The organism is Wolbachia endosymbiont (group B) of Parapoynx stratiotata (genome assembly GCF_947250635.1).
In the GTDB taxonomy this organism is placed as follows: domain Bacteria; phylum Pseudomonadota; class Alphaproteobacteria; order Rickettsiales; family Anaplasmataceae; genus Wolbachia.
This window is the reverse complement of the sequence record NZ_OX366335.1, coordinates 1,323,607-1,337,340: the sequence shown is the minus strand read 5'-3', so window position 1 is coordinate 1,337,340 and position 13,734 is coordinate 1,323,607. Positions and strand designations below refer to the sequence as shown.

Sequence of the window (13,734 nt, the reverse complement as noted above, 5' to 3'; positions counted from 1 at the left end):
ATTAGTGTACTAGTTTTATTATTGAACTATAGCGATTTTGGTTTAGCAATATGTTAGAGACATTGAAAAAGTGGGGAATAGACCTTACGCTAAAGGTGAAGGATCTATTTAGTTCATCTGAGTCTCAAGTTTATGTCAAAGACCTTAGGAAGGTAATGATATATGAGGATGGAAGAAAGTGTCAATATCCAAAAAATTATGATCAGATTGTAGATTCTGGGAGAGTTGTAAAAAAAAATGACAAGCTTGTAAAAGATAAAGACGGAAATCCAGAGTACCAGCTTATATATAATGAATACAAATTTGATCTAGCCTTGGTTAAGGAAATTGATAAAAAATCTTACTTTACTATTGACTTTTTAGTTAGTAAAGGTAGGCGTGAGGTTAATGATTATAGTAAATTTTATAATCCATTTAAGTTTTCAAAAATAGATCTTGAAAAACACTTGCCGGTCTTTGAGGTTGATACTAAGTTACTTAGATTAACTAATTCTTCTTTTCTTGCTAAAAAAGGTTGCTTCATCAATGATGAAACGGGAGAAGTTGATGAGAAAGATAGAGATGAAAAAGGAAGAAATGGAAAATTACTATACGCTAGTGATTACAAGAAGCTAAGCACCCATTTTTCAGAAATTAGAGATCAGGATGGTAATCTAGAGCTAGATAAAAGTCTTATATCTGTTTCTATCGTTTTTGCTACAAGCTTGGCTAAAGTTTGTACTAAATTGTTGACCTCTCTTCCTATAAAGTTAGGGGAGTATTTAATAAGCGAACAAAACCCAATTGCAAAGTCTTTTGGCTATCTTTTGTTCACCCCTGCAATGGCAGTAAAAAATTTAGTGAATATGGGAGCTACCATACTTAAGGCTCCAATTTTATTGTTTGTAGCAAATGAGAAAAAGTATGGTGATGCTTATCTTACTATGTGGAAACACCAATTGAAAGAATGTTGGAAAGAAGTAAAAAGCGACTTTAATGTTGTTACAAATGGGGAAAGGCCAAAGCCGAAGCAGAAGGATCATAAGCCACTTAGCATAGCGGGTACATGGAAAGAGCTTAACGCTAGAAAATCAGATATTGAAAAAAACTTAGAGAAGGGGTTGAGCAAAAATAGTGAAAGTATAGATAAATCTAGAGAACTAGGTGTTGGAGAAAGCTTAAAGGAAAAGTTGCAAAACAAAACTGATGAAAAAGTAGCTGCAGCCGTTAATCAAAAAAGCAACACTCCTTATATTGATAGAGAGAGAGAAAGAAGACAAGATTCATCAAAAAATTTAGGGACTCCATCACGCTCGTAGTCAACCATCACTTTAAATTACTTTTTACTTTAATCATCTCACAATAAAAACTTGCATGCATTTTGCCGTTAGTATAAGATATTAATCAAATAATTAATATCTTAATTAAATGCGCCCTGTAATACTGTGTGGTGGTAGTGGCAGCAGACTTTGGCCTCTATCTAAGCCAAAGCAATTTCAGAAAATATTTAGTCAGAATACTATGTTTCACAACACTTTGTTGAGGCTAAAAGGCGATTATATGCCACCCATCATTACCACAAATATACAATATGAGTCATTATTGATGCAGGAATTACATGCATTACAGGAATGTAAAGTAGTTTTTGAACCAGTTAAAATTGGGACAGCGGCAGCAATACTAATTGCTGTGCTTCTCTGCGATAGGAACGAGACAATCTTAGTTCTGCCTTCAGACCATTTTATAGGTGATTTGAATAGTTTTTATGTTTCTATTGAGAAAGCGTCTGAGCTAGCCTCTAAAACTAACTCTATAGTCACTTTTGGGATAAAGCCTCATGAATTCAATTCGGAATACGGCTATATAAATGCAGTATATGGTCAGAAAGGGAAATATCACATAGTAAAGAGCTTTATAGAAAAGCCTGAATATGAGCTGGACAATAATCATTATTGGAACTCTGGAATATTTGTGTTTAAAGCAAAACGCTATATAGATGAGATAAAAAAAATTGCTCCGACTCTCTATAATTTATGTTGTGAAAGTATGAAGCATTTTGTACCACGAGAGAGATTTCTGTATTTAGAACAGCAAAATTGTGCAGGAATGGGTGATACATCTATTGATCACCTAGTGATAGAAAAAGCAGAAAATATTGCAATGGTAGAAGCTAATTTTGATTGGATGGATATTGGTACTTGGAGTTCAGTTTTAGAACTGAGTAAGAGATTTAGTGAGAATTTAGTTTCATTTCAGCATGTAACAAAAGGAAGAGAGCCAGTTTTGATGACAGAAAATGGTGAAAAGATTTTATTAGGTAGAGTTTATAAACGGCAAAATAAGAGCCTAATGTTGTTCATTAATAAAGTTAAAGAAGCAAAGCCAACAAGGAAAGAGATTAAGCCATGGGGATTTTATAGTGTGATTTTAATGGGTAAGGATTTTCTTATAAAATACCTTTTATAAATCCACTGAGCTGCACTTCTAAGCAATTTCACCACTATAGAGATGAGTACCATATAATACTATCAGGGGTTGGATGCGTGAGTTTAGATGACAAAACATATGCTATAACAAAAAATCATGTAGTAGAGATTCCAAGGAAGGTGTTTCATAAAATTGAGAATAAAAGTACAAGATTTCCTCTTGAGATAGTTGAGTTTCAGGTAGGAAAGTTTTTATCTGATAATGATATAGTAAGATTGGACGATATATATGGAAGGTCTTAATATAGAATATTGAATATATTCTATAAGCTTGCTAAATTTAGACAACCTAATTTGAGGTAAAGGAAAAATTACAGTTATATGAAGCATAAAAAGTATGATATTTAAATCTTAGTATAATGTCTATTGCCTTTGAATTTACTATGGCTATTCGCTATTTGCGAGCAAAGAATTCTAGATTTTGCTCTATAATGGCCTTGTTTTCTATTATTGGTATTGCTCTTGGAGTTGCAACGCTAATAGTAGTAATGTCTGTAATGAATGGGTTCAGAGCAAAGCTGCTCGACTCTGTACTTGGCATTAATGGCCATATTAATGTTTACTTTGATAGAAGCATAAATTCAGATTACCACGCAGTGTTAAAATCTATTGAGAAAATCCCAAGTGTATTAAAAGCTACTTCTATGACCAATGATCAAGTAATCGTTGCAGCAAATGGTGGAATTGCAGGTAGTGTAGTTCGTGGTGTATCAGCTAAAGACTTATTTAATAACACTATCGTTACAAATAATGTGATTGTGGGTAATGTGGAAAAATTCGATGAAGGAGTAATAATAGGGGCACGATTGGCAGAAGCCTTGAATATTGATTATGGTGATAATATTATACTTGTATCTCCTGAAGGATTTGATGTATTGCTTGATGAAATGCCAAGAATGAAAGAATATAAAGTTGTAGCAATATTTGATATGGGTATGTTTGAGTACGATAATACCTTGATGTATATGCCCATGAAATCAGCTCAGGCTTTTTTTAATTATAAAGATAGTGTGAGAAATATAGAAGTGTTTGTAGATGATATTGCTATGGCTAATAAGCTAGCAAACGCTATAGCAAAAGAAACAGGAATGAAAGCTGAAAGTTGGCAATCTCAGCAAAGCCATTATGTTAATGCTTTAAAAACTGAAAGAAATGTGATGTTTTTAATTCTTACTTTGATTATAGTTGTGGCAGCATTCAATATTGTTTCAAGTTTGATGATGATAGTGCAAGAAAAGAAATCCGCAATTGCAATTATGCGTACGTTTGGTGCAACAAGTGGAAGCATTATGCGCATATTTTGTGCTTGTGGGCTGTTAATTGGTTTTACAGGAACTTGTCTTGGCTCTGTTATAGGAGTTATTTTTTCTCTCAACATTGAAAATATTAGAGTGTTTTTAGAAAACATTACCAACATCAAGCTATTTGATCCTATGATATACTTTTTTTCAAGTTTGCCAGTGATATTAGTTTCTCAAGATGTAGTGAACATTTCTGCACTTGCATTGTTCTTGTCATTTTTAGCAACAATTCCTCCTGCATTGCAGGCAGCTGCACAAGACCCAGCGGAGATATTACGTTATGAATGATACTCGAAAAAAATGCATAGGTTGGTTCTTAATTATATTGTTATTTGTTAGCCATATTGCAATAAATAACATAATATTTTTCAAAATAAATCAGCAAGAAAGTGAAAATAGTATAAATGGTTTAACGGAAAAGATGGATGAACTTAGAGTATTGCTTGAAGTGAATCAATCTAGGGTAGAGAAAAGGATATTTGACTTAAAGAGAAATCTGCACACTCAATGTGAGCAAGGTGATGGTAGTTTAAGGCATAAGAACCTCGCAAAGTTGCTGCTACTTGTGATTAAGATGAAGAATTCGTTATTGCGAGAAGCCAAGTTTGATAATCATATAAATTCAATAAAGCCTTTGATATCAGAGCTTGACGATCCAGAGATAGAAAATGCAGTAAATGAATTGGAAAATTTGAAAGAGGTAGATACTTTACGCGGGTTGAAATTGTCTTTTGAGAAGAACATGACTGTTATTAACTACAATAAAAGTAACTTGTTTAAAAAAATCATTTCAAATTGGATAAAGATAGATGATCGTAGTGATCCACTCAGGTTAAAGCTTGCGGAAATTGAAGAATTAATAAGCGATAATGATTGGCAGAGCATATCCACCGCAATAAGTGACTTAACATACCCAGAATTCAAACCATGGCTTAATAAATTGAATGATTTTATTGTAGCTTTCAAGAATACTTCAATAATATATCGTCACTTATTACAATACATCTCATGATTTATTTTATAATTTTTGCTTTTTCGTTTTTATTTGGCATATGGATCAAGGTAAGTGGTGAAGTAATAAAATTGGAATTAGGCAATTACACTATAAGTATTGATCTATATTTCGTTATTCTTGCTTGCGTAGTCTTATTATTTTTATTGATTGCAGTTGCACGTTTTTGTTCTTCTATTTCCTCAACATTTGCTAACATAAAAAATAGAAGAAGAAGTAGGGAAGAATTGCTTCTCTTTGAAGCTTTCTTTAGCTTAGACTTAGGTAATATAGAGAACACCAATAAGCTAATTAAAAATCTAAATGAAGAAAGTGATAAATTATCTTTAGTAAAGCTCTTTAATTCAGGTAAAACGGGAAATTACAGCTTTTTCAGCCATAATTTAACGAGTATTGCAAGTAAAAATCGCAACTTAGCTCTACTTCTGATCAATAAACTGATTATTCACCTAAAGCAAGAAAGGTTAGTCTTTCAAAAATTTATAGAATATTGCTCTAGTTCAATTAATGATAAAATTTTGTCTATTCCCTTTCAAATAGAGCATTGTATATTGCAAGAAGATTGGATAAATGCAATTTCAAAGTTAAAGGAAGCTATCAAATTCAATATTTTTCTTCCCTTTGATCGTAAAAAGATGTTAGCGGTTTTTTATTGCGCTTTAGCAAAGCAATACGAAAGTAAAGGAAGTTTTTACAAAGCTATAGATTATTTAGCTAAAGCACAAAGTTATTATGCAACTTTTCAGCCCATCAATTATTTAAAGGCAGAATTATATATCAAGCTTGAAAAAATCAGAAAAGCTTCCACAGTATTAGAGGAAGAGTATAGAGTAAATCCTACTCCTCAATCAGCTAGAATGTATATCAAGTTAAATAATAAAGGCGCTGAAAGACTATATAACTTACGCCCTGATTATTATTTTAGTTATTGCTTGCTTGCTTTGTCTTCAATTAGCTTAGGGAAATATGATCTTGCAAGTCAGCATTTAGATATTGCTATGAAAAAAGCTAATTACATATCAATCTACCTTGTTATGGTACAGCTCAAGATTATGTTGCAAGAGTATGATCAAGCAATTTATTGGTTAAACAGGATGGACTCAGAAGCTGTGCCTGATCCAGGTTGGAAATGTGCTGATTGTAATAAAGAGCTAAAGCAATGGGATTATAAGTGCTCAAGTTGCAATAGTCTTAATTGTATTTACCTTATATTATAAGACTCCATAAGGTGTGATACTTTTACATCGAGATTGCTTTAATATAATCTTTATCTCAAAACAGTAAATCTGTGAGTTTCTTAATTAGGTTTGACTCCAATGTCAAAAAAACTTGTTTTTAGACATTACCAGTTATATATTTTAATAAATTAGAATTATATACAAAATGAAGAGCTTAAAGGAATTATCCTTAAGAATTAAAAATATTAAGTCTGTGCAGAAAACCACGAAAATAATGCAAATGGTTTCTGCAGCAAAATTATTACAAAGCCAAAAGAAATTATCAAATTCAAAATTGCATATATCTAAGCTGCATAGCATTATTTCTTCACTAGCGCTATCAGCGGATCAAGAGTTACTAGCAAGAATTCTAAATATCAATAATGAAGATTCTTTCCTAGTATTTATTATTGCATCTGATCGTGGTTTATGTGGCAGCTTTAACTCCTCTGTTGTTAAATTCAGTCAGGAGCATATAAACAAATTAATTGCAAATGATAAGAAAGTAGACATTGTTTTTTTTGGTAAGAAAGCTTTTGAGACAGGCAAAAATAGATTTAATTCTAAAAATATCTTGAAGGTTGAAAATAGTAAGGGAATCAAACTAAAGCGTGTGGAAGCCTTGGTTAGTGATATAGATCTAAGTAAATACAATAAAGTTAAGGTTTTTTACAGTAAATTCTATAATACCTTCATGCAAAAGCCAATATTAGAAACAATAAAACCATGGAGTAAAGACTCATTATTAATTGATAATTCTGTAGTTAGTCCTCTAACAGATTACGGCTATGAGTATGAACCACAAAATATTGAGTTTATTTTAAAATCTTTGACTCAAGATTATGTTACAGCTGCTCTTTATTCTGCTTTACTTGAAAGTGCAGCAAGTGAAAATAGTGCTAGGATGGTTGCTATGGAATCAGCAAACAGAAATACAAAAGAAATGCTAAATAAACTAGCATTACTTTATAATCGTTCTCGTCAAGCAGCAATTACAACTGATTTGATTGAAGTTATAGGTGGTGCAGAATCTATATAGAAACTCAAGGAATGAAAAATGAATATATTAAATATTGCAGCAGATATCACTAAACTAATAAAAAAGCAGAATCAAGACGCAGAAGTTACAATATATGAAACTAATAAGACCTCGGTTTCTCAGCGTCTATCAAAAATTGAACAAATATCACAATCTAGAAACTGTACTGTCGGAATTAGAGCTATAGCAGGTAAGAACAAAGCTGCGTATATTTCCACAAACGATTTGAATAATCTTAGTAGTGCAGTGAGCCAAGTGGTGGAAATGGCAAAGAATGCCCAGGAAGATCATTATATTAGTTTTGCTGTAGATGGCAGTAATTATATCTCTTCTGCAGATTTAAATATCTCAGATAATAATGTTGTAACAATTGATAAATTAAAAGAAATTACTGAAGCTACAGAAAATTCAGCTCTTGCACATAAAAATATTATTAATTCCGAAGGAGCTTCATCTTCACATACTTCAGTAAATACAGTATTATCAACCGTTTCTGGTTTTGTTGGTTCATTTAGTAAGTCAATTTTTGTTAATCAGGTTTCTGTTGTTGCTGGAGAAAAGAGTGAAATGAAAATAGGCTACGATTACGATGTAGCATGCAACTTCAGTGATTTAAAAACACCGGAGTCAATAGGGAAAGAAGCAGCAAAAAGAGCAATAGATCAATTGGGTTCATGTACAATCAGGACAGGCAAATTTCCGGTTGTTTTTGAAAAAAGAGCAGCAAAAGAGCTAGTAAAGAGCTTTGCTTCTGCCATAAATGGTAGCAATATTGTAAATAATAGCTCTTTTTTGAGAAATAGTTTAAATAATCAAATTTTTAATACTGAGATTAGCATTATTGATGACCCATTGTTACCAAGGGGTATAACATCAAGACCGTTTGACGGGGAAGGAATAATGAGCAGAAGAAATGAATTTGTAAAAAATGGAGTACTGCAAAACTGGATTTTAGATCTATATTCGGCTAGGAAATTAAACTTGGAAACGACCGCAAATGCAACTCGTGCAAGTAATGCTGCAATTATTCCTTCAGCTAGTAATTTCTATTTCAAAAATGGTAATAGATCGTTTAAGGAATTAATTGAGGAAGTAAAAGAAGGAATATATGTAACTGATTTATTTGGTTTTGGTGTTAATTTAATCAATGGCGATTATAGTCAAGGTGCATGCGGATTTTTTATAGAAAATGGTAAAATAACGTATCCAATACACGAGATTACTGTTGCCGACAATTTGAAAAATATGTTTAGCAATTTAGTTGTTGCAAATGACCTAACTTTCTGTGGGCAGTTTAATTCACCAACGATTAAAGTTAGCGAAATGACAGTAGCAGGTTCACTTAGTGATTAAAAATTTTAGTTGCATTAAGTACAATAATTGTGTACTATTACTATGTAATGTTAAGAATAGACTATGGAGTATAGAAGTTTAGTTGCAGTAACTAAGCTTAAAGCATTCTAAATCGTAATTTCAAAGTTTTTCATCACATTAATAATATTAGTTAGTAGTTTAGGAGTTATCCATATGGAATTTGGTAATATAAAATGGTTTAATGTTGAAAAAGGCTATGGTTTCATCAAGCCAGAAGGTAAAGGTGAGGACGTTTTTTTACATGTTAGTACATTAGAACGTTCAGGAATAAGACCTGATGCACTTCGAGGAGAGGATAAAAAGAGAGGAATGAAAGGGGAAAGAGTAAGTTATGAGCTTAAAGAAGAGCGTGGTAGGAACGGAGAAGATAAAAAGTCTGCAATAAATTTAAGATTGGAAGATTAGTCTATCGTGAAGCTTTTTAATAGGGTAATGTATTGTGAGTAATTTTCATGAAATGGGGCTTCCAACTTTGCTTAGGCAAGCTCTAAGTAAAAATAATCTTTGTGTTCCAACCCCGATTCAGGTGCAAGCGATTCCTCTAGCTCTTCAAGGCAAAGATATTCTTGGGTCTGCTCAAACGGGAACTGGAAAAACCTTAGCGTTTGCTATTCCACTGGTTGCTAAATTGATGAATGAGCCAAGCATTGGTTCAGCTTTAGTCATCGTGCCAACCAGAGAGCTTGCTCATCAGGTAACAAGTGAGATAAGAAAACTCTTATCTCAAAGTTCTTTACTAAGAGTTGCTTTGTTGATCGGAGGCGAGCCTATTTTTAGGCAGCTAAATCAGCTTCAGAGAAAACCACAAATTATAATAGGTACTCCTGGTCGTATTATAGACCATATTGAGCGTAAAACTTTAGTTACTCGGAATGTTGGTATTCTTGTGCTTGATGAGACGGATCGTATGTTTGATATGGGCTTTGGAATTCAGATTGAAGAAATTATGAAGCATTTGCCTAAAATAAGGCAAACTCTTATGTTTTCTGCAACTCTTCCTGGAGAAATAGTAAAACTTACTGAAAAATATCTTAATCAACCAGAGCGTGTTTCTGTTGATTGCCAGGCTACAACTTCTGTAAAAATTAAACAAGAAGTTGTTTATGCATCAGAATCAGAAAAATATGGCAAGCTTGTTACACAATTATGTCAGCGCAAAGGATCGATCATTATTTTTGTCAAAACAAAGCGAGGAGCGGATCAGCTAGCTGACAAATTGCACAAAGATGACTATAGCGCTTTGGCAATTCATGGTGATTTAAGGCAGCACAAGCGTGAAAGAGTCATTGATTCTTTTCGTCGTGGCCGCAATCAAATCATGGTTGCAACAGATGTTGCTTCTCGCGGCCTTGATATTCCGCACATTCAACATGTTATCAATTATGATGTACCACAATCGCAAGCTGATTATGTTCATCGTATAGGTAGAACTGCACGTGCGGGAGCTGAAGGATTTGCATTATCTTTTGTTACACCTCAAGATAAGAGAAGACTGCCTGCACTAGCAGATAAAGAAGGAGAGCCAAATTTTGATTGTAGTATGCAATCTCAAAAACGTAACAGCAAAAAGATCTTTAAAAGGCCAAGTACGTTAAAGGCTAAATATGGTAGAAAAAAGATCAATGTATTTAAGAAGAAAAGCAGAGTACTAGAAAAAGCGTATTAATGTACTTAACTATTCTTCTATTCTTTAAAAGCTCCAGTAAACTTGCTGCAAAGTGAAGTGATTGGAGGATGGTAGAAAGAATATATAGCTAGCCCAAATTAGATTTACCTACAATTTGATAATCTTAATTCTGCTGCTTATAACGTTTTGAGATTATCACAACGGTATAATGTTAGGCTGTGTGGACTATAATCTGTAGCTTAATTCAATTTGGCTACAACGAGCTGCTAGATTTCAGTTTTTTTAATAATTGTGTGCTACTAATTATATATAAATTTACACTTTTAAAGAGAATAGATGATTTCTAAAAATTTAGAGGCAAGTTTAAATAGAGCGTTACAGATTGCTTCTGATTGTAAGCTTAAATATGCAAAAGTGGAACATTTGTTGCTAGCATTAACCAAAGATGTGGATGTAAATTATGTTTTATCAAGATGTAACATCAGAGCTGGTGAAATCATAAATATAGATAATATTATATTAAGGAATGATCGTGGTAATAATACAAAAGGTTTTTTACAAGACAACTCCGAATTAACTGTCAATAAAGTTGAGCCTGATGTGCTATTTCAACGCATAATACATAAAGCCATGATACGAGCTCATCGTCTGGGAAGAAAAGAAATAAATGGAGCAAGTATTCTATTAGAGATTCTGTCTGAGCAAGATTTATACATTGAAGAGCTATTACGCAAACAGAATGCAAAGGATTCTAATTTGATTTATAACATATCCAATATAAAATATTCAGGTGATATAGAAGAATATGTAACTAATCGCAAGATAAAACTTGATAAGAATAACGATATCTCTACTGTAGCAAATAAAGGTGAATTATTAAAAGATGAAGAAGTTCTACAAAATTATTGTAGAAATTTAAATGATTATGCAAGAAGCAAAAAAATAGATTATGTCATTGGTCGTGATTATGAATTAAATCGCACTATAGAAATCTTGCTAAGACGCAGAAAAAATAACCCTTTATATGTCGGAGAACCAGGTGTTGGTAAAACAACAATAGTTGAAGGCTTGGTATTGAAAATTATTGAAGGTAGTGTTCCGAGTGCACTGAGATCCAGCATAATTTATGCTTTGGATTTAGGATCACTTCTTGCAGGAACACGCTATAGAGGTGACTTCGAAGAGAGAATAAAATCTATAATAAAAGTAATTGAGGCAAAACCTGGCGCTATTCTTTTCATTGATGAAATACACACTATTATTGGAGCGGGTTCAACAAGTGGCAGCTTTCTTGATGCTGGCAATCTGCTCAAACCTGCACTTGCAAGAGGTGCGTTGCGTTGTATAGGTGCAACTACATATAGAGAATATAGCAATAGCTTTGAAAAGGATAAAGCATTAGCAAGGAGGTTTCAAAAAATTAATGTAAAAGAGTCTTCTATTAATGATACAGTAAAGATACTAGATGGTATAAAGCATTACTATGAAAGGTATCATGGAGTATATTACACGAAACATGCCATTAAATCTGCAGCTGAACTTTCACACAAGTATATTACTGGGCGAATATTACCTGATAAAGCAGTTGATGTTATAGATGAAGCAGGGGCGTATTGTAAGTTACAAAAAAACAGGCGAAAAATTATAAACAGTAGAGATATTAAGAATACTATCACTAGGATTACAAACGTACCTTGCGAGCTTGATGATGTGCAAAGAGTAAAATCTTTGAAAGAAAATCTCAAGAAAGCCATTTTTGGTCAAGAGCAAGCGATAGAGTCTCTTGTTAATTCTATTAAAATTGCTAAATCTGGTCTGAGAAGTTACAGTAAACCCTTGGCAAATTATCTTTTTGCAGGACCAACTGGCGTAGGTAAGACTGAGCTTGCAAAGAAATTAGCACAGAATATGGGTATGAACCTTATACGATTTGATATGTCCGAGTATATGGAACCTCACACAATATCTAGAATGATTGGTTCCCCTCCTGGATATGTGGGTTACGACCAAGGTGGATTGCTTACAGAATCTGTATCTAACAATCAATATAGTGTGGTACTTCTTGATGAAATTGAGAAAGCTCATAGTGATATTTACAATATATTACTACAAGTCATGGATTATGGTTATGTTACAGATACTTACGGGCGTAAAGTTAATTTTTCCAATATAATTTTAATTATGACAACCAATGCAGGTGCATTTGAGCGTAGCAAAAGTTCTATTGGCTTTGGGTATAAGGACTTTAATATTGGTGATAGCGAAAAAGCAGTAGAACGGATTTTTAGCCCTGAATTTCGTAATCGCTTGGATGCAGTCATTTCTTTTTCTGACCTCAATTTAGATGTCATTTTGTATATTGTGGATAAATTTGTTCAAGAATTGAAAAAGCAACTTATGCAAAAGGGCATAAGTTGCTCAGTCGAAGAGGAAGTAAAGTTTTATCTTGCACAAACTGGCTACAGCAAAGAAATGGGAGCACGTCCGATAGAGAGGTTGATTGAAAAAGAGATAAAAAGTCATTTGGCTGAAGAAATGCTGAATCGTCAATTAATCAAAGGAAAGAAATTAAGGATTTATATGGATAAACAAGAAATTGCTTTTAATATAGTTTAAATTCTTGCTTGAGTATTAAATTTGTAGTATAAGCCTCATTTTTTAATGAGGCTAAAGTGGCAAGTTTAACTAGAAATCAATATTACAGTAATCAAGATTTACAGAACTTATTTTCAAGGCTGGGAATAAAAGTAGAAGAAGTAATAAGCCAGGAGTTTGATGATGTACTTAAGTTAGTTGAGCGGCGCTTTAGAAAAGCTTCATTAAAATGTCACCCTGATAAAGTAATAGGAGAGAAAGAAAAAAAAGTAGCTGAAGAAAAGTTTAAAAAACTTAGTGCAGATAAAGATAAGCTAGAGCAATATCTTAATGCTTTAAAAGCAGCTGGCATATCTATACCATTACAGCAAGAAGAGCAAAGAAAAACCTATGAGATTTTATCACGTAGAAGTAAAGCTATAAATAGAGCATTTTTATTTTTTATATTAGCAAATGTGATACTTGGTCCGTCGCCTAAAGTCAAATATTACTTATCGCAACTTGCTAACAGTGGCAAAGTGCAAAACATCGCTTCTCAATTTTATTCATTCAGCATAGGGATTTGGCCATTGTTGTTCATGATATCCTTTGGCATTATTTATGCAGCAAGTAAACAAAGTGGTTCACAAGAAGGAAATATGGATAGATTCAACCGAAGGTTTAATTTACTTATTGCTGCTGATAATTATGTGATATGTATTGCAGTAGCGTTTGCTGTGTGCAGTTTAGCATCGGAAATTGCACAAAATGGCTGGCCTGTTCAATATGGAACAATGCTGATAGTTAATTTGGCATTGGATTTATTACTGATTGCTTTACTTAGAACTTTTACGAAAGCTTCTGAATTATATAGTGAGCACTGCATCCAGCGTTTATACGAAGAAGATGCAGAATTTAGCTACAAGGAAAAGTTTGCATGGTATGACTATAAATTAGTGCTTATGCCGCTCATTATTCCTATTGTTAAAATGTATTTTGAAGATTTAATTCAAGAAAAACCACAACAGCACACCACCGATCCTAAAGTTACACCTTTAAATATAGGTGTAGGAGCAAGAGTATAAAAAGGTCTTTGCTTCAACTATAGTTTTTGCTACACTTTAA

Annotated in this window: 10 protein-coding genes and 1 pseudogene; all 11 read left to right on the top strand. The window is 33.0% G+C overall.

The window, feature by feature from the left end; translation table 11 throughout:
• Positions 1–50 precede the first annotated feature (50 nt).
• Positions 51–1,298 carry a hypothetical protein gene (locus OOT12_RS06155; protein ID WP_264374557.1) on the top strand — a complete coding sequence of 416 codons (1,248 nt, stop codon included), beginning with the start codon at positions 51–53 and terminating at the stop codon, positions 1,296–1,298.
• Positions 1,299–1,407: 109 nt separating this feature from the next.
• Positions 1,408–2,708 (top strand): annotated as a pseudogene (locus OOT12_RS06150) (sugar phosphate nucleotidyltransferase).
• A gap of 116 nt (positions 2,709–2,824) precedes the next feature.
• Entirely contained in the window at positions 2,825–4,054 is a 1,230-nt protein-coding gene (locus OOT12_RS06140; RefSeq protein WP_264374559.1) for a lipoprotein-releasing ABC transporter permease subunit, read from the top strand.
• Entirely contained in the window at positions 4,047–4,778 is a 732-nt protein-coding gene (locus OOT12_RS06135) for a hypothetical protein (protein ID WP_264376515.1), read from the top strand. Before OOT12_RS06140 ends, OOT12_RS06135 begins: the two co-directional genes overlap by 8 nt.
• Positions 4,775–5,995: a tetratricopeptide repeat protein gene (locus tag OOT12_RS06130; RefSeq protein WP_010404310.1), complete on the top strand. Its 1,221-nt coding sequence runs from the start codon at positions 4,775–4,777 to the stop codon at positions 5,993–5,995. The genes OOT12_RS06135 and OOT12_RS06130 overlap by 4 nt, the downstream gene beginning before the upstream one ends.
• Before the next feature lie 166 nt (positions 5,996–6,161).
• Positions 6,162–7,034 (top strand): ATP synthase F1 subunit gamma, encoded by an 873-nt coding sequence (gene atpG / locus OOT12_RS06125; protein ID WP_264374560.1) that lies wholly within the window; start codon positions 6,162–6,164, stop codon positions 7,032–7,034.
• An 18-nt stretch (positions 7,035–7,052) separates the two neighbouring features.
• Positions 7,053–8,387 (top strand): TldD/PmbA family protein, encoded by a 1,335-nt coding sequence (locus tag OOT12_RS06120; RefSeq protein WP_264374561.1) that lies wholly within the window; start codon positions 7,053–7,055, stop codon positions 8,385–8,387.
• A 174-nt stretch (positions 8,388–8,561) separates the two neighbouring features.
• Positions 8,562–8,813, top strand: coding sequence for a cold-shock protein (locus tag OOT12_RS06115; RefSeq protein ID WP_264336822.1), 252 nt, complete (start codon positions 8,562–8,564; stop codon positions 8,811–8,813).
• 34 nt (positions 8,814–8,847) lie between these two features.
• Positions 8,848–10,074 carry a DEAD/DEAH box helicase gene (locus OOT12_RS06110; protein ID WP_264374562.1) on the top strand — a complete coding sequence of 409 codons (1,227 nt, stop codon included), beginning with the start codon at positions 8,848–8,850 and terminating at the stop codon, positions 10,072–10,074.
• A 297-nt stretch (positions 10,075–10,371) separates the two neighbouring features.
• Positions 10,372–12,651: an AAA family ATPase gene (locus OOT12_RS06105; protein WP_264374563.1), complete on the top strand. Its 2,280-nt coding sequence runs from the start codon at positions 10,372–10,374 to the stop codon at positions 12,649–12,651.
• Positions 12,652–12,707: 56 nt separating this feature from the next.
• A complete protein-coding gene (locus tag OOT12_RS06100; protein WP_264374564.1) occupies positions 12,708–13,694 on the top strand; it encodes a molecular chaperone DnaJ in 987 nt (328 codons plus the stop codon).
• Positions 13,695–13,734 lie beyond the last annotated feature (40 nt).